At 67.8% G+C, this 22390-nt stretch carries 15 protein-coding genes; 9 read left to right on the plus strand and 6 right to left on the minus strand.

The window, feature by feature from the left end; genetic code table 11:
• Nucleotides 1-78 precede the first annotated feature (78 nt).
• Complete coding sequence (mprF, locus tag SP5_RS02530) at nt 79-2661, minus strand: bifunctional lysylphosphatidylglycerol flippase/synthetase MprF (protein ID WP_439645596.1); 2583 nt, start codon at nt 2659-2661, stop codon at nt 79-81.
• Nucleotides 2662-2983: 322 nt separating this feature from the next.
• Between mprF and SP5_RS18960 the strand changes: the two genes are divergently transcribed.
• From SP5_RS18960 to SP5_RS02545, 3 genes are all read left to right on the plus strand, one after another.
• Nucleotides 2984-3412, plus strand: a complete 429-nt coding sequence (locus SP5_RS18960; RefSeq protein ID WP_139330439.1) for a PDZ domain-containing protein — start codon at nt 2984-2986, stop codon at nt 3410-3412.
• Nucleotides 3381-4070: a winged helix-turn-helix domain-containing protein gene (locus tag SP5_RS02540; RefSeq protein ID WP_042483646.1), complete on the plus strand. Its 690-nt coding sequence runs from the start codon at nt 3381-3383 to the stop codon at nt 4068-4070. The genes SP5_RS18960 and SP5_RS02540 overlap by 32 nt, the downstream gene beginning before the upstream one ends.
• A gap of 77 nt (nt 4071-4147) precedes the next feature.
• Nucleotides 4148-5422, plus strand: a complete 1275-nt coding sequence (locus SP5_RS02545; RefSeq protein WP_052811380.1) for a sensor histidine kinase — start codon at nt 4148-4150, stop codon at nt 5420-5422.
• Between the two features lie 170 nt (nt 5423-5592).
• On the opposite strand, the gene SP5_RS02550 is transcribed toward SP5_RS02545, so the two are convergent.
• Nucleotides 5593-8895: a trifunctional glycoside hydrolase family 18/polysaccharide deacetylase/glycosyltransferase family 2 protein gene (locus tag SP5_RS02550; protein ID WP_042483652.1), complete on the minus strand. Its 3303-nt coding sequence runs from the start codon at nt 8893-8895 to the stop codon at nt 5593-5595.
• Nucleotides 8896-9101: 206 nt separating this feature from the next.
• Here SP5_RS02550 and SP5_RS02555 point away from each other — a divergent pair, with 206 nt between their 5' ends.
• On the plus strand, nt 9102-9854 hold the full coding sequence (locus SP5_RS02555) for an AcvB/VirJ family lysyl-phosphatidylglycerol hydrolase (RefSeq protein ID WP_042483655.1): 753 nt from the start codon (nt 9102-9104) through the stop codon (nt 9852-9854).
• A 276-nt stretch (nt 9855-10130) separates the two neighbouring features.
• Here the strand turns inward: SP5_RS02555 and SP5_RS02560 are convergent, their stop codons facing one another.
• Complete coding sequence (locus SP5_RS02560) at nt 10131-11807, minus strand: alkaline phosphatase D family protein (RefSeq protein ID WP_245613376.1); 1677 nt, start codon at nt 11805-11807, stop codon at nt 10131-10133.
• A gap of 169 nt (nt 11808-11976) precedes the next feature.
• Here SP5_RS02560 and SP5_RS02565 point away from each other — a divergent pair, with 169 nt between their 5' ends.
• Both SP5_RS02565 and SP5_RS02570 read left to right on the plus strand, forming a co-directional pair.
• Complete coding sequence (locus tag SP5_RS02565) at nt 11977-14409, plus strand: TonB-dependent receptor (RefSeq protein ID WP_052811381.1); 2433 nt, start codon at nt 11977-11979, stop codon at nt 14407-14409.
• 82 nt (nt 14410-14491) lie between these two features.
• Nucleotides 14492-15442, plus strand: a complete 951-nt coding sequence (locus SP5_RS02570) for a cell wall hydrolase (protein ID WP_245613377.1) — start codon at nt 14492-14494, stop codon at nt 15440-15442.
• Nucleotides 15443-15496: 54 nt separating this feature from the next.
• Here the strand turns inward: SP5_RS02570 and SP5_RS02575 are convergent, their stop codons facing one another.
• From SP5_RS02575 to SP5_RS02585, 3 genes are all read right to left on the minus strand, one after another.
• On the minus strand, nt 15497-16195 hold the full coding sequence (locus SP5_RS02575) for an HAD family hydrolase (protein WP_042483657.1): 699 nt from the start codon (nt 16193-16195) through the stop codon (nt 15497-15499).
• A gap of 43 nt (nt 16196-16238) precedes the next feature.
• Nucleotides 16239-16916, minus strand: coding sequence for a hypothetical protein (locus SP5_RS02580; RefSeq protein WP_042483688.1), 678 nt, complete (start codon nt 16914-16916; stop codon nt 16239-16241).
• A gap of 93 nt (nt 16917-17009) precedes the next feature.
• Complete coding sequence (locus SP5_RS02585) at nt 17010-19682, minus strand: PAS domain-containing protein (protein WP_217995673.1); 2673 nt, start codon at nt 19680-19682, stop codon at nt 17010-17012.
• 136 nt (nt 19683-19818) lie between these two features.
• Here SP5_RS02585 and SP5_RS02590 point away from each other — a divergent pair, with 136 nt between their 5' ends.
• The 3 genes from SP5_RS02590 to SP5_RS02600 all read left to right on the plus strand — a co-directional run bounded on the left by SP5_RS02590 (nt 19819) and on the right by SP5_RS02600 (nt 22375).
• Nucleotides 19819-20295 carry a hypothetical protein gene (locus SP5_RS02590; RefSeq protein ID WP_245613378.1) on the plus strand — a complete coding sequence of 159 codons (477 nt, stop codon included), beginning with the start codon at nt 19819-19821 and terminating at the stop codon, nt 20293-20295.
• A gap of 87 nt (nt 20296-20382) precedes the next feature.
• Nucleotides 20383-21831: a PepSY-associated TM helix domain-containing protein gene (locus tag SP5_RS02595; RefSeq protein WP_042483692.1), complete on the plus strand. Its 1449-nt coding sequence runs from the start codon at nt 20383-20385 to the stop codon at nt 21829-21831.
• A 34-nt stretch (nt 21832-21865) separates the two neighbouring features.
• Nucleotides 21866-22375, plus strand: coding sequence for a TspO/MBR family protein (locus SP5_RS02600; protein WP_241823746.1), 510 nt, complete (start codon nt 21866-21868; stop codon nt 22373-22375).
• Nucleotides 22376-22390 lie beyond the last annotated feature (15 nt).

Consider the following 22390-nt stretch of genomic DNA (forward strand, 5'->3'; position numbering starts at 1 on the left):
TCGCCCCACGGGACGCCCTTCGTGGAAGCCCCCCTCCGTCAGGCCTTTGGCCTGCCACCTCCCCTTACAGGGGAGGATTTAGGCGCCCTCCCCCCCATCGGCGATCAACGCGTTCAGATCACGCAGCGCCTTCACCAGCCCCAGCCCGCGCGGCCCCGCGATATAGCGCGGCGCCCATTCCGGCTGGAACTTCTCCTTATACGCCCGCAGCCCCCGGAAGCCGTAGAAACGCTCGCCATGCCGGAAGACCAAGGCCGCGACCTTCGCCCAGGTCGGCCCCAGCCGCCGCCCGTCCACACCCGATAGCGGGGCGAGGCCCAGCGCGAAGCGGCCATAACCCTCGGCCTGCCCCCACAGCATCAGCTCGACGAACAGATAGTCCATGACCCCGCCGGGAGCGTCCTCGACATGGCGCATCAGGTCGACCGACAGCTCGCGCCGATCCCCGGACTTCCAGATATTGGCAAAGGCGACGATCCGTCCCTCGACCCGCACCACCGCGCAGTCGGTCAGCACCAGATAGGCCGGGTCGAACCGCCCCAGGCTGAACCCCTTTTCGCCATGCCCCTTGGCGAGCAGCCAGTCGTCGGACACGGCCCTCAGTTCGGGCAGGATGGCGGGCACCTCGGCGGCGGGAAGGATGGCGAAGTTCGCATTCTCACGCGTGCGGAAGCGGTTGAGCGTCTGACGCAGCCCGCGCATCCGCCCGCCCTCCAGCGCGAAGGTGGAGAGGTCGATCAGCGCCTCCTCGCCATATTTGATGATCTGAAGTCCCATCTCGATCGCGATTTCGAGACCTTCGGGGGTGATCTGATAGAGCATCAGGCGGCCTTGCGCGGCGTCCGCCATCGTCCGCAGCTGCCACAACAGGTCGGCCCAGGCGGCGCGCGGGCCGACGGGATCGCCCATCGCGATCCAGCTGGTGCCGCGCACCTGATACATGACGAAGGCATCACCTTCCGGCGAAAACAGGAACCGCTTGTCGCCCAGCAGCGCCAGCGCGGCGTCGGTCCGCTCGGCCTGTTCGACGATGGCGAGGACACGCTCCATCGCCGGATGATCCGCTTCCCCCGGCGGTGCGGCCAGGAACAGCCGCCACAGCCCCGCCCCCGCCAGCATCACCGCCACGCCCAGCCCCGCGCGCAGGAAACGCGAGGCGTCGTCGGACAGCGCGAACCGCCACCACAGCGATTCCTGATAATCGACATGTTTATAGGCGAAAAAGCCGATCCAGCCCGTCCCGACGATCACCACCGCGACGCTCAACAGCCAGGCGGGCGACAGCGGCCGCGCGACCAGCGAGGTGCGCCGGTAAAAGGCCTTGCGACTCATCTGAAGGAGCAGTGCGATGCTCAGGCAGACCGCCGCTTCCTCATAATCGATGCCCTTGGCGAGCGAGAACACCGCCCCTGCGACCAGCAGCGCCCGCGCCGCCAGGCTCGCCCCGTCGAGCCGCCGGTAAAGCCCCGGCGCCAGCAGCAACAGGCCGGTGCCGACCAGGCTGGCCGCGAAGTGCGACGCCTCGATAAAGGGCAGCGGCAGGATATGGACCAGATGATGCACGCGCTGCGGAATGGCGGGCAGCGACCCCGACAGCAGCAGGATCGCCCCGCCACCGAAACAGGCCGCGCTGAGCAAAGTCGGCGCGATGCCCAGCAATACCCGGCGCAGATCGCGCAGCGCCCGGATCGGCCGCCGCCGCACTTCGTCCCAGGCCAGTAGCGCGATACCCAGCGCCAGCGGGGCGAGATAATAGAGGACACGATAGGCGATCAGTGCGGCGAACAGCTCGGTCCGGTCGACCGGGACGGTCGCCAGCACCACCGCCTCGAACACGCCGATGCCGCCCGGCACATGGCTGACAAGCGCGACGATGATCGCCAGCGCATAGGCCAGCAGGAAGGCGGGCAGCAGGTCGATCGATGCACCCTGCAGCAGGACGAACAGCGCCGAACTGGCACAGGCGAGATCCAGCGAGGCGATCCCGATCTGCGCCACGGCTTGCGCGGGTGTGGGCAGCGGCACGCTCCATGCGCGCCAGCCGATCCGCTGTCCGGGCCGCAACGCACACAGCACGATCAGGCCCAGTGCCCCCGCCACCACCGCTCCGCCCAGCCAGCGGACGATCCCCTGCCCCAGCACGAAGGTCTCGACGGTGATCGGCCCTTCATGGAACAACAGCCCCAGTCCGGTGACGGTGAACACGCCGAACCAGAAGGTCGCGCTGGCGATGGCGATGACCCGCGCAATGTCCGGTCCGTCCAGCCCGGCGGCGGCATAGACGCGGTAGCGTGCCGATCCCCCGGTCAGCAGCCCCAGCCCCAGATTGTGGCTGAGCGTATAGCTGGTGAAGGACGCCGTCGCCGCCGTTCGCCAGCGCAAGCGCCGCCCGATGACACGCAGCGCGATCACGTCGTAGAAGGTCAGCGCGACATAGCTGGCGATGGTGAAACCGACCGAGAGCATGATCTGGCGCGGGTCGATCGCGTAGAAAGCCGCGCGAACATCGCTCAGCCGGACGGTCCGGGTCAGGTGATGCAACGCCGACAGGCCCAGCGCGACAAGCAACAGGACCGCGCCCGCCGCCAGATAACCGCGTCGCGCCTTGGCATAGGCGACGACCCGGTCGGCGATCGACGCCGGCTTGGCGTGCGTTGTCACCGAACCGTCCATTTCGCGATCGTCATGATCCGACCGCCTGTCATATCCGCCCCCACTCGCGTTCGTCTCACTTGCTTTCCGGCCCTTATCGACGGGGCTGGCTGCGGCATAGGAGTGTTGCCGCCCCCGCCGCCTTACGGGACCATGACAAGTTCGTCATCACCGCCTCCACACGCTCATGACAGAACCGTCATGGTTCGCCCACCCTTTCCTCAGGTCGCCGGCGTTAGCATGGGGGCGTGAAAGGATCGTTCCTCCCCGTTGCGCAACGCAGGTCGGCCATCGCCGTGCCCGGACGGTCCGCGCGCGACCGGCGGCCGCGATGAAAAGCCTGCGGATCGTCGGCTGGAGCGCGGGCATGGCGGCGCTGATCGGCGGAGCGGCCTTTGCGCTGCTGGTCGGGCATATGCCGCTTCGTGCCGGGCCGCATCGCCCCTCGACGCTGTACGGCGCGACCTTCGCACCGGTGGCGGAGGGCCATCCCGGCCTGGTCGTCACCAGCCTGCGCAGCGATGTCGACGACGATGCCGCCGCTTTGGTCAAGCCGCCGCTGCATGTCGGCGACATGGTCCTGTCGGTCGATGGCCACCCGGCCACGTCCTTTGCGATGTTGCGCGACGAAGCGGCGCTCTCAACCGACACGCCCATGCGTCTTCAGGTCGCGCGCGACCATGGCCTCCTCACGATCACGCTGCTAAGGAGCGGCTCGGGAGGACAGCGTGGCCAACAGGATTTTGCTGATCGAAGATGACCGCTCGACGGCGGATTACATCGCCAACGGATTGCGGGAAGAGGGTTTTCTGATCGACCATGCGGCCAATGGCCGCGACGGCCTGTTCCATGCGACCGACGGCACCTATGACTGCATCATCCTCGACCGGATGCTGCCCGGCATGGACGGCATGTCGGTGCTGGCCGCGATCCGCGCGGCGGGGATCGAATCGCCGGTGCTGATCCTGTCCGCCCTGTCCTCGCCCGAGGACCGGGTGGCGGGGCTGACCTCCGGCTCGGACGATTACCTGACCAAGCCCTTCGTCTTCGCCGAACTGCTGGCGCGGGTCCGCCTGCTGATCCGACGCGGCGGCACCACCGGCAGCGCGCCCCAGACCAAGCTGGTATGCGACGATCTGGAGATGGACCTGCTCGCCCACCGCGTCCGGCGCGCGGGCAAGCCGATCGACCTGCAACCGCGCGAATACCGGCTGCTCGAATATCTGCTCCAGCATGTCGACCAAGTCGTGACCCGAACGATGCTGTTGGAGGGGGTATGGGATTTCCATTTCGACCCCAACACCAACGTCACCGACGTGCATATCAGCCGGTTGCGCAAAAAGATCGACGAAGGCTTTGCCCGCCCGCTGCTGCATACGGTGCGCGGTTCGGGTTATAAGCTGGGGGTCGAGAAATAGCCCCGGCGGTCCTCCGCTCGACCACGCTGCGGTTCGCGCTGCTGGTCTTCGCGCTGCAGCTGATCGGCGCGGGCGCGATGGTGGTCATGGTCCGCCATCTGACCCGCAGCGAGATCGCCGCACAGGCGGAGGATGCCGCCAGCGACCTGCGCGACGAACTGGCGGGCGTATGGCTGGCGGGCGGGCAGAAGGCCGTTCGCGCGGCGGTCGACCGGCGACTGACCACGGACCGGCTGCCCCTTTCAGTCATCCTGCTGACCGATGCGCAGGGGCGCTTCGTGGCGGGCAATATCGCCGATTGGCCACCCAACGTCCCCGCCCCCGGCGCCGCAACGATCGAAATCTTCCGCATCGGCCATTCGCAACCCGAACGGATGCGGGTGATGGCGACCCGCCTGCCCGATGGCTCGCGGATGCTGGCGGGCCATGTCGTCGAGAGTGAACTCCGCGTCGCACTGGCGATGGAAGAAGCGATGGCGGTCGGCATGGCGGCGGCGATCGTGCTGGCCGCGCTGGCCGCCTGGATCGCCGCGCGGATGATCGAGCGGCGGCTGGAGGATACGGTCGCCACCGCCCATGCGGTCGCCGCCGGGGACCTGTCGCGCCGCGTCGCGCCCAATGGCGGCGACGATGCCTTCGATGCGCTGGCGCTGGCGGTCAATGCGATGCTCGACCGGATCGCGCTGCTGATGACCGAGCTGAAGGTCGCGACCGACGGTCTGGCGCACGACCTGCGCTCGCCGTTGACCCGGTTGCGCGCGACGCTGGACCGCGCATTGGCCGAAAGCCGGGACGAGAATGCGCGGGTCGCGGTCGGGCGCGCGCTGGAGGAAGGCGACCGGCTGCTCGCCATGCTCGACACCGCGCTGCGCATCAGCCGGGCCGAGGCGGGGCTGGGCCGCGACGCCTTTGTCGAAGCCGATCTGGGCGCGATGATCCGCGACGTGGCCGACATGTTCGAGCCGCTGGCCGAGGATCGCGGCATGACCATCCGCGCCGAGGGGCCGGAGACCTTGGTGGCGCGGGTCCACCGCGAATTGCTGGGTCAGGCGATCGCCAATCTGATCGACAACGCTCTGAAATATGGCGCGGGCGAAGTCGTCGTCCGGGTCGAGCCGGGGCCGGTGCTGGTCGTCGCCGATGACGGGCCGGGTATTCCCGAGGAGCGCCGGGACGAGGCGTTGAAGCGTTTCGGGCGACTGGACGCGGCGCGGACGGAAAGCGGCGCGGGCCTGGGCCTGTCGCTGGCCAGCGCGGTGGCGCATCTGCATGGCGGCACGGTGGCGCTGGAGGACAATGCGCCGGGGTTGATCGTCAGGATGACGCTGACCCCCGACATACGTTCCGCCTGAACTCGCTATCTTCGCTTAGCCTAAACTCCCCACCCCCGTTCGTGCTGAGCGAAGTCGAAGCACACGCCCCGTCTATAGCGACAAGCGTGGCCTTCGACTTCGCTCAGGCTGAACGGAGGTTGGGGTAAAAGTCCTGCCCGCCGTTGAGGACGGGCCGGAGGGACCAGCCCCTACGCCCCCACATTCCCCGTCCGCTCCAGCTTGCCCCAGCCGACGATCCATCCGCCGATCGCCGAGCTGATCGCGCGCAGCACGACCCAGTACATGATCTGGCGATAGACCAGCCGCTGCGCGACCAGCAGATGCGCGGGGTAGCGCACCCGGTTGCCGTCCAGACGATAGGCGAGCCAGCCGCACAGCACGTCGATCGCGGTGAAGGCCGTCCAATAGGCCGCCATCTGGAACACGTCGGTCTGCGTCTGTGCCCAGCCATGCTGGCCGACGCGCACCGCCGTGCCGATGATCGACAGGACCAGCGCCAGGTCGATCAGCGGCGAGATGGCGGCGAACAGGATCTGGAACAGCCACGCCTGCGGCAGTCCGACCCGTGCCAGACCGGCGGGCTTGCCGGTGCGCAACACGGCGCGATGCTTCCACAGGCATTGCAGCGTGCCGAAGGCCCAGCGATAGCGCTGCTTGGCCAGCGCGCGGAAGCTCTCGGGTGCTTCGGTCCAGGCGACGGCACGCGGATCATAGGTCACGCGCCACCCGGCCCGCTGGATCGCGATGGTCAGGTCCTGATCCTCGGCCAGCGTATCCTCGGGATAGCCGCCCACCGCGTCGAGCGCGGCGCGACGCCAGGCCCCGACGGCGCCCGGCACCACCGTCATCGCATCGAACCCGGCAAGCGCCCGGCGCTCCAGATTCTGCGCGGTGATATATTCGACCGCCTGCCAGCGGGTGACCAGGTTGACCCGGTTGCCCACCCGCGCATCGCCCGCCACCGCACCCAGCTTCGGGTCGGCGAACCAGCGCGCGAGCTTGGCGATCGTCTCCGGCTCGAACTGGGTATCGGCATCGAGCGCGATCAGCACCTCGCCGGTCGCGTCCTGAAGCGCGCGGTTCAGCGCCGCCGCCTTGCCGCCATTGACGAGCGTCAGCAGGCGGACGCGCGGCTCATCGGCGAACGCCTCGCGCACCACGGCGCTGGTCCCGTCCTTCGACCCGTCATCGGCGACGATGACCTGAAGGCCCGGATAGTCGCTGGCCAGCACCCGCTCGACCGAGCGGACGATCACCCGCTCCTCGTTATAGGCCGGAATGATGACCGAGACGCTGGGCGTGAAGGCGGGCGGCACCGGCTTGGACTTGCGCCCCTGGAACCAGGCCAGCCCCGCCATCACCACCGCGCGCGCAATGCCCAGCGCAATCGCGAGATAGAACAGCCAGGCGAGCGAGGCCGACAGAAAGGCCAACGCCACGAAGATCGCCACGTCGGTGCGCACCGCCAGCAGGTCATGCCCCTCAACCAGCGGCATCGCCTGATCGCGGCTGACCCCGACCAGCTGCGAGGCGGGAACGAACTTATACCCTTCCGCGCGCAGCGTATCGATGATGCGGGGCAGCGCCTCGACCGTCTGTTCACGGTCGCCGCCGCCATCGTGGAGCAGGACGACATTGGCCGAGTTGTCGGGCGTCGCGCCGTGGACCTGATCGATCGTCTGCTGGACGATCGCGTCGGTGCCGGGCCGCTGCCAGTCGTTCGGATCGACGTGCAGGCCGACGACCGTATAGCCCAGATTCTGCGCGATCAGGGCGGGGTCGATCTCGTCCGCCGTCGTCGGCTCGGCGTCGCCGAAATAGGGCGCGCGGAACAGCGTGGTCGAACGCCCGGTATAGGCCTGGATCAGCCGCTTGGTAGCGTTCAGCTCCAGCTTGTTCGTGCGCGCGCCCGTCGTCGCCATATTGGGATGGGTATAGCTGTGATTGCCCAGCTCGCTGCCGTCCGCGACGATCCGGCGGAGCAGCTGGGGGTGTTGCAGCGCGTTCTCGCCGATCACGAAGAAGGTGGCGGGCACATGCTCGCGCTCCAGCACGTCCAGGATCCTGGGCGTCCATTCCGGATCGGGACCGTCGTCGAAGGTCAGCGCGATCGTCTTCGGGACCGCGCCTGCGCGCTGTACGACATAGGGGGTCGGATAAGTGCGATAGACCTCGTTCCGAATGATCCCGTCCTTGTCGTACTTCAAGCCCCGCTCGCCCTGGGTCGGCTGGGCGGTGATGCGCAGGATCTCGCCCGCCCCCTCGACATCGACGTTCAGCGGAGAGGCGATGGCGCCCAACCGGGGAATGACTCCGCGCGCATTGCTGCGGAACGCGGCGAAGTCGGCCCAGAGACCGGGGTCTTCCGATCCCAGCTGCCAGAAGGCGACATCGTCGATACCGAGGCGCTTCAACGCCTGGAGCTGGTTCCAGCTGGTCGCGGCATCGAGCATCCAGACGGTGTGATGCTCGCCATTCTCGTCATAGGCGAAACCGGCATTGCCGCTGGCCTGGTCGAACGTCACCTTCGCCTGGCTGTCATGCGCGATCAGCCATGCCTCTTCGATCGACCGCGCCTCGGCCGGCCCCTTGGCGGGCCAGTCATAGCCATAGCTGCCCAGCGCGACGATCAACTTGTCGCGACCGACCTCGCGCAGCGCCTTTTCCGACGCCTGGAGGAACCAGGGCTGCGCCGCGATCGGGCCAGGGGTGCCGGTTTGCCAATGCTGGTCATAGGCCATCAGGATGATGCGATCGACGACCCTGGCCAGCCGCTGTAGCTGCCACGCCTCGTCCTCGGCGGGAACGGTGACGGCCAGCACGGTGCCCTTGGGCAGATGCGCCTTGATCCGCTGGAGCAGCCGGGGATAGCCCGCCATCGCACTGGCGGGCAGGTTCTCGAAGTCGATGACCAGACCCGACTGGCGGTTGACCGTCACCGACTGGCCGAGCTGGGTCGCCAGTTTTTCGGACGCCGCCGGGCTGGCGATGATCCGCGCGATCGTCTGGCCGTCCCACTCGTCGTCGGACAGGTTCTGCACCATCGGCAGCAGGCGCGGCGGCCTGGCGGCGCGTGACAACAGGGTGGCGAGCTTGGGGTCGTTGCCGATGGTCAGCTGGCCCTTGGGGCCAGCCACGTTCATCAGGCTGGGCACCAGCCAGTCGATCTGCCCCATATGCGCGTGGAGCGAGGCCAGGGCGGAGTCGTTGCCCGGCGTGTAGAAGGCGATGGTCAGCGGCGTATGGTCCTGCGCCACCGACTTGCGGGGCAGCCATTCGCCGCGCCGCCCCTTCAGCTGCGCGGTCGGCTCCAGCGTCATTGCCTGCCGCCGCGCGAAGGGCAGCGGCAGCACGCCCGAATTGGGCACCGCCACCAAGGTCGTGGCAAAGGCGATGGCGGCGACCACCACCGCCAGGATCGTCACCGCGACGGCGCGCCGTGCCCAGGTGCCCCGACGGCCCGTCGGGTCAAAGAAGATCGGGTTGCTCAACGGTGTCGATCCTTGGTCCAATACGTGTATGCTGGCGGCGGCCCCAGTATCCCCCGACCGCTTAAGCCCACGTTTCCATCGCAAAGCCGATGACAGATCACGGGCATAGAGCGCGTGATCGCAACATTACAGATATTTCATGATGCCCCCCGCCTCTCCTTCATGTGGAACGTGACAATGATCGCTGGCCGGCATTAGGACATGTCATGGCCGATCTTCTCGCCCGCCTGCGATCGCGGTGGCTCCATATTCTTGGCACATTGCTGGTGCTGCTTGCCGTGGCTGCCGCCATCCTTCTCTATTCGGGCAGTTATTTCGACAAGGACCCGTTCACCCGCTTCCCCGCCAAGGGCAAGGTCCGACCGACCCTGGTCCTGTCGCTGTCGGGCGACATGGGCCTGCGCTACGGCATGGGCGGGGTGATCGCGCGGGCGCTGAGCGAAGACGGGATCGAGGTGCTCGGCGTCAATTCGCCGGTGCTGTTCCGCAAGCGACGCACCGCCGCGCAGGTGGATGCGGTGATCGCCGACCTCATCCGCCGGGCCGAGGCCGAAAGGGGCGAACGGAAGCTGGTGCTGCTCGGCCAGTCCTATGGCTCGGACATGCTCCAGACGGGGCTGGCGCATCTGCCCGCCGATCTGCGCGCGCCCATTTCGGCGGTCGTCCTGGTGGTGCCGGGCGAGACGGCCTTTTTCCGCTCCGATCCCTCGGGACTGGCCTATATGGGCAAACCCGACAACCTGGGCGTCACGACCGCGCGACAGATCGACTGGGTGCCGATGACCTGCATCTACGGCGTGCGCGAACCCGACAGCCTGTGCCCGCTGCTGAAACCGCAGGCCAATGTCCGCGTCGTCGCCCTGCCCGGCGGCCATTATCTGGACCATGACGATGCCGCGCTGGTCGCGCATGTCGAGACGGCGGTGCGCCACGCCCCCTCCCCCTCCCCCGCCGACTAAAGCCAATCGACAGTCAGATATGCTCTTCTTCCCCTCTCCCCTCTTGGAGGGGAGGGGGTTGCGCAGACTTGGTATTTGCGTAGCAAAGGCTTAGCCGGAACTGGGTGAGGGGTGAAGCGCTCGCCATGCGAGCGCGCGAGCCGGAGGCTCGCTCAACCCCTCACCCAAGCTTCGCTAGCCAGCAGAGCTGGCAAGCTCCGCTAACCCTCTCCCCTTTCCAGGGAAGAGGGAAGCATGAATGTCGATTGGCCATAACCGAAGAGGGGTGGACAGGGGTCAGGCGGTGATCGCTTCGATCGGCGTGTCGGCCCCCTTGCGCGTCCGCCACACGGCGGCACAGCCCAGCGCATAGGGCTTGGCCAGCACCGTCGATACCGTCATGTAGCGCGCGGTGGCGGTATCGCGGGTCAGCGTCAGGTACAGATAGCCCTTGTCGTCCTGGTCGCAGAAACGGACGACCTTCGGATTGGCCGCCGCGATCTCGCGTCCGATGCCGGGCATCAGGTCGCCCCAGGACGGGCTGGTGACGGACGTACCCGCAAACTCCGCCGCGACCAGCTTGCCGTTCGTATCGTACAGGTCGTTGGCCCAGGCGGCATGGCTGTCGCCCGAGACGACGACCGGACGCGAACCCGCCCGCTGGAACGCCGCATAAAGCCGTTCGCGCGCCGCGGGATACCCGTCCCAGCTGTCGAAATTGAGCGGCAGGCCCGCGCGATACGACGCCTGCGCCTCGCCCAGCTGACGTCGCTCGCCCTCCGACAGCCGCTCGGTCAGCTTCGCATAGCCCTGCGGCCCCATCTGCTTTTCCAGATCGGGACCGTCGATCCGCGCCATCACCACCTGATTGCCGATGACCTGCCACGGCGTCCCCGCCTTGACCGAGGCGCGCAGCGTCCGCTCGATCCAGTCGAGCTGGCCCGCGCCCAGCAATTCGCGATCGGGCCGCGCGCGCTCGGCCAGCATCGCGGCATATTCGTCGGGCTGGGGCGCTTCGCCCTTGGCCGCCGCCACCTGCTTCGAGCGGGCGAGCAGCCGCGTTTCCAGCATCACCAGCGTCGCGAGATCGCCGAAATCGAAGCTGCGGTTGATCGCCTCCCACGGCTGGCCGGGCCGGGGGTCGCGGATCGGCATCCATTCGAAATAGGCCTGCATCGCCGCCGCCTTGCGCTTGCCCCAATCGCCTTCGGTCGCGGGCTGGTGGTTTTCCGCGCCGCCGATCCAGTCGTCATTGGCGACCTCGTGATCGTCCCAGACGCAGATGAAGGCGGCGCGGGCGTGCGCGGCCTGCATGTCGGGATCGCGCTTCACCTGGGCATGGCGCTGGCGATAATCGGCCAGCGTCACGATCTCGTGCGCGGGCTCGGGAAGTCGGTTCAGCTGATGCCCGATCTTCGTGCCATAGCCGTCCGCGCCATATTCATAGATATAGTCGCCCAGATGGACCACCGCGTCGAGCCGCTCGGTCCGGGCGATCGCGTCATAGGCGTTGAACAGGCCGCCGGGATAGAGCTGGCACGACACCACCGCCAGCGCCAGTTCCTCGACCCGCCCGCGCGGCAGGGTGCGGAAGCGCCCCTCGGGCGAACGCTGGCCGCCCGCCGTCTCGAACCAGTAACGATAGTCGCGCCCCGGTTGCAGCCCCGCCACCTCGACCTTGGCGGTGAAGTCGCGTGCCGCGCGCGCCGCGACCCGGCCGGTGTGGAGGCCCACCGCATCCGCGCCGCCGATCGGTGCGACATGCCAGGTCAGGGCAATGTCGCCCCCCTGCCCTTGCGTCGGCGTCGCGCGGGTCCACAGAATCGCGCCGACGGGCGAGGGATCGCCGCTGGCCACGCCATGATCGAACCGTACCGCCGGAGCCGCCGCCTCGACCAGCGTCGTCGGCAGGGCCAGGCCGGCCCCGCTTCCCATCAGCGCCATCGCCCGGCGTCGGTTCATCATCGTCATCATGTCGGTCCTTTCAGGCCGCACGGCTAGGCGCGGCGCGCGACAGTCCGATGGCGGAGCCGTGACGGTTCGACGACAACATCGCTTGTCATCGAAATGACATGCCGTGGACACCGGCTGGTAATCCCTTGCCCTTAAGCGCGCCGAAACGGGGTATATCCGGGGGGCAAACATGAATTCGACGATCGGCCGCATCAGCGCGGCTGTGCTGCTGGCAGGCCTGTCTCAGGCCGCCTTCATCCAGGCGGCGACGGCACAGGCGATGGTCCAGCCGCAGCAGGACGCACGCGATGCGGATGACAATCCCGATGTGATCGTCACCGCGCAGAAGCGCGAGCAGCGGATCGAGGACGTGCCCGTCACCGTCACCGCCGTCACCGGCGCCCGCATGGCCGATCTGGGCGTCAACTCGCTCTCCGAGGTCGCGCAATATATTCCCGGCCTCCAGATCCAGGAGCAGAGCGCGAACAATCCCGGCTTCGTGATCCGGGGCATCACCTCGGACTCCGGCTCGGCGCAGCAGGGTGCGCGCGTCACGCTCTATTATAATGGCGTGGACATCAGCCGGACGCGCGGCGCCTATCAGGACCTGTACGATATCGAGCGGATCGAGGTGGTGAAGGGGCCGCAGGCGACGCTGTTCGGCACCGCCGCCGCCGTCGGCGCGATCAGCATCATCTCGGCCAAACCGCGCGCCGGGACCGAGGGCGGCATCCTGGCCTCCTATGGCAATTTCAACCGCACCCAGGTGTCGGGCTATCTGAACGCGGGCAACGACACGCTCGCCGGACGGATCGCCTTCGCGTATAAATATCGCGACGGCTATGTCCGCAACATCGCGGGCGATCCCAAGGTCGCGAACCAGAACCAGGGCCGTATCGACCAGGACGACCTGAACGGTCAGGACCAGCGGGGCGTTCGCGGGTCGCTGCGCTGGACGCCCAACTCGTCGCTCACCGCCGATCTGGTGCTGACCTATGACGGACAGCGCAATCCCGGCACCGCCTTCAAGAGCCGCGTCTTCGCCCCCACCGGCGGCCAGACCGGCGATTACGGCTATGCCGAACTGTCGGGCTCGCCCCTCTCGGCCGAGGTGCTGGGCAAGCGCAAGCTGGGGCTGACGCGCAACGTCTATGACGCGAACCTGACGGTCGCGGTCGATGTCGCGCCGGGCATCACCTTCACCACGGTCAACGGCTATCGCCGGTTCGACGCGCTCGAGATCTTCGACGCGGACGGCGGCCCCGCCTGGTATCTGGAGTTCGCCGAAGACGCGCGTGGCGACCAGTGGAGCCATGAAAGCCGCTTCGCCTTCGACGGCACGCATTACCGCGCCGCGTTCGGCTGGAACGCCTTTTTCGAGAACGGCCAGCAGCGCGTGCCCTTCTCGACGGAGGAAGGCACCTATCTCGCCTGTTCCGTCACCCCGCTCTTCGCTCCCGTCCGCCAGCTTCTGAACGGCGCGGGGCTGCCGACCGGCACCGCCTGTGTCGCCGCCAACGGCAGCATCCCGGCGACCCGCGCCACCGCGCTCCTGTCGCGCGGCGCGGCGATGGTGCTGCCCTACAGCGCCAGCTTCGCCAATTACGGGCGCAACAATACCTATTCGGTGTTCGCCGACGCGACCTGGCTGCCGACCCCCGCGCTGGAGCTGACCGCCGGTGCCCGCGTCCTGATCGAGGATCGCAAGTCGGGCTATAGCAACGTCATGCCCGACAGCCGCCTGCTCGCGGGTGCGGGCGTTTTCACCAGCCTGCTCGGCGCAGCCAATACCAAGGGCCAGTTGTTCGAGGCGCAGCGCAGCTATGCCGCCATCCTGCCGCGTTTCAACGCGCTCTATCGGCTGAGCGACGACGTGAACCTCTATGCGACGGTCAGCAAGGGTCGCCGCTCGCCGGTGGTGCAGCTCGACGCCCAGCGTATCGTGCCGCTGAGCGTCGCCAATTCGGGCGCGATCCCCCGGCTTCAGATCATTCCGGCGGAAAATGTCTGGAATTACGAGGGCGGTATCAAGGGGCGGGTCGGCCCCTTCTCGGGCGCGGCCTCCGTCTTCTACCAGCGGTACAAGGGTTTCCAGGTCTCGGTGTACGAGAACGGCCTGGCCGTGACGCGCAGCGCCGGATCGGCCAACAATCTGGGTGTCGAGCTGGAGGCCAATGTCGCGGTGCATCGCTGGCTCAGCCTGTTCGGCACCTTCGCCTATATCGATGGCGGCATCGGCGATGATCCGTCGAACGGCGTCTTTGCGGGCAACCGCTTCCGCCTCCAGCCCGACACCACTGCGTCGGGCGGCGCGAACGTGCGCATCCCGCTGGGCACCTCGGCGACCTTCTATGCGACGCCCAGCGCCACCTATCGCTCGAAAGTGTATTTCGAGCTGCCGAACAGCGAGGCGATCTCGCAGGGCGGCTATACGCTGGTCAATCTGCGCGCAGGCGTGGAGTTCGGCGACCAGGGTCGTTTCCATGTCGGCGGTTTCGCACGCAACCTGACCAACAAGCGCTATCTGATCGATGCGGGCAATACCGGCGGCACCTTCGGCACCCCGACTTATATCGCAGGCGAACCGCGCTTCTACGGCGTGGAGCTGGGTGCGCGTTTTTGATGAATATCCTCACCGTGCAGGGGAGGATGACGTACACTTAACTGCTTCCTAACCCCTGACCGCTACAGCGGCGCATGGGGCCATGGGTTGGGAAGCGGATATCGTGCTGCGCTGGTTGATGTTGGTGGCGAGCCTTGGGGTTGCCACCTCCTGCACCCCCGTCCGCGAACGTTCGGCGCATCTGACGCTGGACGTGCCGCCGCCGACCGCGCGGACCCTGCTCCGCCAGCTTGCCCTCGATGTGCCCGACACCGACCTGCCCGAGGCGATCAGCGGCAATACCCCCATCGAAATGGCCGCCGCTCCTGCCTTCAGCGGCATCGCCCGGACCGCGACCGACGCGGCCCGCGCCGCCGAGTGCCTGACCGCCGCCATCTATTACGAGGCCCGCTCCGAGCCGGTCGAGGGACAGCGCGCGGTGGCGCAGGTCGTGCTGAACCGCGTCCGCGACCGGGCCTTCCCCAAGAGCATTTGCGGCGTCGTCTATCAGGGGTCGGAACGGTCGACCGGCTGCCAGTTCAGCTTCACTTGCGACGGATCGATGCTGCTGCCCCGCGACCCCGCCGCCTGGACCCGCGCCGCCGCCGTGGCGCAGGCCGCGCTGGCCGGGCTGGTCTATGCACCGGTGGGGGCGGCAACCTTCTACCATGCGAATTACGTGCTGCCCTGGTGGGCCTCCAGCCTCAGCCGGATCGGCTCGGTCGGCACGCATATCTTCTATCGCTGGCGCGGGGCACTGGAGCGCGACCTGTCCTTCCGCCAGGATTATGCGGGGGTCGAGCCGAACATCCCCGTCCCCGCCGCTGTCCCGAACCCCGCCGCCGCGCCGATGGCCGAGGCGATGTACGGCGTGACCATCCATCGCGGCGAGAAGCGGGCCGAGGCGACGATCGGAGCCGGGGCCGGAACTCCCGATGCGAAACCAACGCCGGTATCGACGGCGGGCGTGCGCATCCACCGCAACGGCTTTGCCCATGGCGGCGGGGAAACGGTGTCCGGCGTAGTGGTGGGCGAGGAAAGCGATCCGGGCTGATCGCGCGCCGCGCCGTACCCCCGCGCAGGCGGGGGTACGCATCTGTGCGGGATTTTACTGGTCGATCATATCGATCCACTCGGGCAGGTCGCCCAGTCGCTCCAACTGGCGGAAGCGGGGATGGTCGACCGGCGTTTCGCCCGCCTCATGGCTCCACGCCAGCGGTTGCGGGATATAGGCGGCCCAGGCCCCTGCCTTGAGTGCGGGCAGCACGTCGGAGCGCATCGAGTCCCCCGCCATCACCCCCTGCTCCGGCGCGACGCCGTGGCGGGCGAAGATGCCCCGGAAAGTATCGGGCGTCTTGTCGCTGACGATCGCCACGTCATCGAAATGCGAACCCAGCCCGGATGCCGCCAGCTTCGCCTCCTGATGCAGCAGGTCGCCCTTCGTCACCAGCACCAGCTTTCCCCGCTCGCGCAACGCCTCGATCGTGTCGGCAATGCCGTCGAGCAGTTCGACCGGATGCGCCAGCAATTGCCGCCCCGCCTCCAGCACCCGTGCGATCAGGTCGGTGGGCAGGGCCGGCCCCGCCAGTTCCACCGCCGTCTCGATCATCGACAGGGTGAAGCCCTTGGCCCCATAGCCATAGAGCCGCAGGTTGCGCGCCTCGCACGCCTCCAGCGTGGCGCGGGCCACCCGTGCCTCGGCAAAGGGGGCGAGCAGGCCGACCAGCGCTTCCTCGGTTGCCGCGAAGTGCCGCATATTGTGCCAGAGCGTATCGTCCGCATCGAGGCAGATCAGCGCGATCGTCATCGAGTGTCTCCCATATGGCCCGACGTCCTTGGTCGCGTTTCCATCACAGCTCGCGGATCAGGCGCAAGCCCAAACGCGGCCGGAACCGCTCCCCGCGTGCCTTTTCCGCGCCGACGCCGCCCTGCACCCCCAGCTTGCCGATCGCGCGGTGGACCTGCGGCATCAGCAGCCAATAGGCACCCTGCCCATTTTGCCGGTTCAGTTCCAGGCCCAGCACCGTATCCGGATTCACGTCGTAGAAGGTCGAATGGTTGATGATCGTCCCGGTCTCGTTGCCCTCGCGCAGGGTGACGTCGCCGACGCCAAGCATCGTCATGGTGCTCCACCGCTCGCCGAAACGATTGCCGAGCAGCCATAACAGGGTCGAGGTCCAGCCACCTTCCTCGCGGTCGTGCAGCCCCAGATACTGGACGCCGTGAACGCTGCGCCCGCCCCGAAAGGTGCCCAGCCGCTTCTGAAGCCCCATCTTGTACTGGACGACGCGCGAATTGATGAGCGGCAATTCCAGCTCGACCGCGAAGCCGTCCGCCACCGCCAGTTCGACCTCCGGCGCCCATTCCAGTTCACGGCGCGGGCCGGTCAGGTCGCGCTGGGCCAGCGTGTTGACCTCGATCTCGCCCGCCCTCGCGGTCAGCGGACGGATCATGTCGAACACCATCGGCTCCGGGATCTCGGGGCCGGTCTGGGCGGCGGCCGGAACGCCGAAGAGCATAAGGGCCATTGTCGAGAAAGCCAGGCGGCCGGTCATGAACATCGTGAAACTCCCAAGCATTACGCAGAACCGCGGTGCCGGGGGCCATCGCCGCCGAACGGATCAGGACGCGTGGGGTTCGTACCGCCGCGCCCCCGCGCCCATTGCCGCCTGAATCCCCATGACCAGCGCATCCACCGTGAAGGGCTTGGTCAGCAATTGCATACCCGGCGACAGATGCCCGCTGTTCAGCACCGCATTCTCGGCATAGCCCGTGACGAACATGACATTCAATTCATGTCGCAATTCCCGTGCCGCCTCGGCCAGTTGTCGCCCGTTCATGCCGCCGGGCAGGCCGACATCGGTCACGAGCAGGTTGATACGCTCGGGCGATCGCAGCACGGCCATCCCTTCGACGCTGTCCGCCGCCTCGATCACCCGATACCCCATGTCGCGCAGCACATCGGCGACCATCATCCGCACGGTCGCCTCGTCATCGACGACCAGCACGGTTTCGCCCGCCCCCGATGCGTTGGCCGGGGCACCGACGGCATTGTCACCTTCCAACTCGGCGGGGCCGTGATGACGGGGCAGATACAGGAATACCGTCGTTCCCTCGCCGGGTGCCGAACGGATGCGCACCTGCCCGCCGGACTGCTGCGCAAAGCCATAGATCATGCTCAGCCCCAGCCCGGTCCCCTGCCCCAGCGGCTTGGTGGTGAAGAAGGGGTCGAACGCCTTTTCGATCACCTCCGGCGTCATGCCCGTGCCGGTATCGGTGACGCACAGCGCCAGATATTCGCCGTCCGGTATGTCGGCGAAGCGGGCATTGTCGCGGTCCAGGCGGCGATTGACCATCTCGATCGCGATCCGCCCGCCGTCCGGCATCGCGTCGCGGGCGTTGATGCACAGGTTCAGCAGCGCATTCTCCAGCTGCGGCGCGTCGACCAGCACGGTCCACAGGTCGTCCGCGCCTTGCGTCTCCACCGTGATACCCGGCCCGACGGTACGGCGGATCAGGTCGGTCATCCCGGCGACCAGCGCGGCGATATCGGTCGGCTTGGGGGCCAGCGTCTGCCGCCGGGAAAAGGCGAGCAGCCGGTGGGTCAGCGCCGCCGCACGCCGCGTCGCACCCTGCGCCGCATCCATATAGCGGTCGACGTCGCTCACCCGCCCCTGCGCCAGCCGCAACGCCATCAGTTCCAGCGACCCCGAAATCCCGGCGAGCAGATTGTTGAAGTCATGCGCCAGGCCGCCGGTCAGCTGGCCTACCGCCTCCATCTTCTGGCTCTGGCGCAGCGCCTCCTCGGCGCGCATCAGTTCCGCGGTGCGGTCGGCGACACGCTGTTCCAGCTGGTCGGTCAGCGCGCGGAGTTCGGCGATGGCGGTGTCGCGCTCGACCTCCAGCGCGCGGCGCACGCCGACATCGATCAGGACGCCGGGAAACTGGATCGGCGTACCGTCGGCGGAGTGATCGACCCGACCAATGGCTTCCAGCCAATGGTAATGGCCGTCATGGCGCCGAACGCGATATTGGTGCGCATAGGGACCGCCCCGCGCAATCGCCTCCTGCACTGCCTCCGACAGACCGGCACGGTCGTCGGGATGGACCAGATCGGCCACCTGCTCCAGCTCCACCCCCTCATGCCCCCGTGCGGGGTCCAGTCCGAAATGGCGCGCGAACGGCTCGTCGCAGGTGAAGCGATTGGTCACCAGATCCCAGAACCAGGTGCCGATGATCGCCCCGGCCTCCTGGGCCAGCTGCACCCGCTCGGCATTCAGCCGGGCTCGCGCCTCGCTCTCGCGCAATTGCTGTTCGGCGCGGACGCGGTCGGTGATGTCGAAGCTGACGCCCGGAAAACGCACGCAACGCCCATGCTCGTCGGCGATGCAGCGGCCCCGCGCCGACACCCAGTGAATGGTGCCATCGGCCTGGACCAATCGATATTCGGAGGCGAAGCGGCCTGCGGCATCGCCTGTGCCCTCCCCCAGTCCGGTCATCGCCTCCGCCACTTCGCGTTTCACGCGCTCTCGGTCATCGGGGTGGATGCCCCGGAAGAACTCGGCGATCGGCAAGCCCTTCTCGGCCGCCGCGGGATCGACCCCGTATATGGTCGCAAAGCGCGGGTCCGAACGGATCGAATCGTTCGTCACGTCCCAGTCCCACATGCCGACATGCGCGCCCGAGCCGAGGGCCAGTTCCAGCCGCTCGTCCGCTTCCCGCTGGTGCCGCTCGGCCAATACCCGCGCGGTCGTCTCGCCGGTGACGCAGATCATACCGGCGATCTGCCCCCGATCGTCAAAGACCGGCGAATAGGAAAAGGACCAATAGGCCTCTTCGGGCTTGCCCTGGCGCGCCAGGTCGAGCCGCATGTCGGTGACCTGCGCGACCTTGCCCGACAGCGCGACCTCGACAAGGGGCGCGATATCGTCCCAGATGCTGCCCCACAGGATACGAAAGGGCATCCCCATCGCGGTCGCCGCGCGATAGCCCAGCATCGGGCGATAGGCATCGTTATAGAAGGACACGAGCTCCGGCCCCCAGACCAGATACATGGGCACCGGGCACGCGATCATCGTCGCGATCTGCGCCTTCAACGCGGCGGGCCATGTGTCGGGCGCCCCGAGGCTGGTCGTCGTCCAGTCGAAGGCGATCATCTCATCGACGATACGGCCCGATACGCCGTTGAGAAAAGCAAAGGCGGGAGAGTGTACCATCGTGCAACCCTGCAACAGAGTGCGGTCCAGCGCCAGCGTTGAGAATGGACGGGGCAAGACGTCATGGCGGATCGACATTCGCCTTGTTCCTCCCTCGCAAGGGACGGAAAGAGGGGCGAGCCGACCTGCATGTTTGCCCCCTGAGTTCCGGCTTCAAGGTCGCCCGGGGCGCCGGGCCGGCCATTTTGCCCCTGGGTTGATCTGTCCGAGTGACATGGGCGGTCCGCTCGATTACCCCATTCCCGTGACGGCGATCCGCAGCCTGTTCGCGCAACGCCACCTGGCCGTGCTGATCTGCGCGGCCGCGCTGTTGCTCAAGCTGATGATCCCGGCGGGCTATATGATCGGGCAGGTCGATGGTCGGGCGACGATCATCCTGTGCCCGGGCAGCGCGCCAGCCCCCGACCCGGTCCCGGTGGCGCATGGCGGGGCCATGGCGATGGACCATGCCACCATGAGCCATGACCGGAGCGGCCACGGTTCCGGGCATTCGGACCCGGATCATGGCCGCGACATACCCTGCGGCTTTGCCGGGCTGTCGGCCCCCGGTCTGGCGGCGACCGATCCGATCCAGCTCGCCCTGCTCGTCGCCTTCGTCATGGCGATCGGGTCGGCCATGCCGGTCCTGCCCCGCTCCGTCGCCGCGCCCTATCTGCGGCCGCCCTTGCGGGGACCTCCCGCGCTTTCCTGACCCGTCTCATCCGACGTCCTGCCCTTGGCTGGCGACGTTTCCATGATGCTGCCCCCGTCCCGGCGGGGGTTGGTCGAAAGCATTTTCATGCCGCTTTATCCTTTCGGTGCCGGACGAGTCCCTGTCCGGCCAAACGCCTCCGCCGCCTTTCACCGAACCATCTGGCGCTGGCATTTCTGGGCCGGGCTGCTCGTCGCGCCGATCCTGCTGATGCTGAGCCTGACCGGCGCGCTCTACCTGTTCAACGACGAGTTGAACGATGCCATCTATCCAGAGCTTCGCTTCGTCGCACCGCACGACACGAACGTGCCGATGTCGCGGATGATCGAGGCCGCACTCACCGCCTATCCAGGGAGCGCGTCACGGGTCGACATGCCCGACACCGCCAACCGCCCGGCGGTGGTCTTCGTCCAGCCGACCGGGGGGCCGCCGCGCCGCGTCGCGGTCGATCCCGGCACGGGCCGGGTTCTGGGCAGCGTCGTCTATGACCGCACGCTGGTCGGCTGGGCGGATGCCATGCACCGTTCGATACTGATGGGCGTGTTCGGCGAACGGCTGGTCGAGCTGGCCGTCAGCTGGGCGCTGGTCCTGCTCGTCACCGGCGTCATCCTGTGGTGGCCACGCGGCCGGTTCACGGCGGCGGGGACGCTCTGGCCGCGAAGGAGCGGGCGGGGACGGCGCTTCTGGAGAGACCTGCATGGCCCGGTCGGAGTGTGGACCGTGGCGCTGATCGGTTTCCTGATCGTCACCGGCCTGCCCTGGGCGGGGGTCAGCGGGCCGTTGATCCACCGGGTCGGAGCAACCCTGGGCGTTGGCTATCCCCCTTCCTTCCGCCAGTACAACATACCCCATAGCGTGCCGATGAAGGCCGCGCTGGGCGATGCGCCCTGGACGCTGGAGGATGCGCCCCTTCCCCAATCCAGAAGGCCGCACGCCGCCATGCCCGCCATGGACGGCGAGCATGCCGATCACGGCCCCGAGACGCCCGGCATGACCCGCGACCCGGCGGTCATTCGCGGCACCGACCGGGTGACCGCCATTCTGCGCGCGCATGGCTGGTCGGGCAGCTACCGCCTGTTCCTGCCCAAGGGCGCGAACGGGGTCTATACCGTCTTCACCTATCCCGAACGACCGGCGGGGCAGAAGACGCTGTATATCGACCGCTACAGCTTCCGGCCGATCGGACCGGAGGTGCGTTATGCCGAATATGGCATTATCGGTCGCGCGGTGGAGTCGGGCGTCCAGCTTCACATGGGCAATTATTTCGGCCGTGCGAACCAGTTGCTGATGCTGATCCCCTGCATCGCCATCTGGGTCCTGACGTTCAGTGGCGTCGCCATGTGGTGGAAGCGCCGCCCCGCCGGACGGATCGGCGCACCGCCTGCGCTGTCCGGGGCACGGGTCGGCGGGCTGCTTCTGTCGCTGGTGGCGGCGGCGATCGCATTGCCGCTGTTCGGTCTGTCGCTGATCGTCATCGGCCTGCTGGACCGAGCCCTGCTGTGGGGCCGCCATCGCATCGCGATTGAACAGGGTTGAGCGAAGGCCGTTATCCCCCCGACATTCGGAAAGGATGACGGCCATGAAGAACAAGGGATTATCGCCGCTGGCGGCGGGTGGCATCGCGGCGGGCGTGCTGGGGCTGAGCGCGCTGATCGGGCGGCGCAACGCCCCCGATCCGTCGCACCCGCGCATCCGCCGCTGGTATCGCCACCTCGACAAGCCCGGTTTCACCCCGCCCGACCAGGTCTTCGGCGCGGTCTGGCCCGTGCTGGAGACGCTGGCGGCGGTCGGCGGCTATCGCCTGTTGCGCCAGCCCGCCTCCCCCGCGCGCAATGCCTCGGTGGCGCTGTGGCTGGGCAACAGCGCGATGATCGGCGGCTGGACCGAGCTGTTCTTCCGCGAACGCCGCACCGGGGCCAGCACCGCCGCCGCCGGAGCCATGGCGGCCGGCACCGCCGCGCTGGCCGCCACCGCCTGGAAAGTCGACCGCCCGGCCTCGGTCAGCGTCATGCCGCTGGCGGCATGGCTGGGCTTTGCGACCCTGCTGGCGGGGGAAGTGTGGCGCCGTAACGCCGACTGACACCTCCCAACATGA

Origin of the sequence: Sphingomonas parapaucimobilis NBRC 15100 (assembly GCF_000787715.1) — a bacterium.
Classification (GTDB): Bacteria; Pseudomonadota; Alphaproteobacteria; order Sphingomonadales; family Sphingomonadaceae; genus Sphingomonas; species Sphingomonas parapaucimobilis.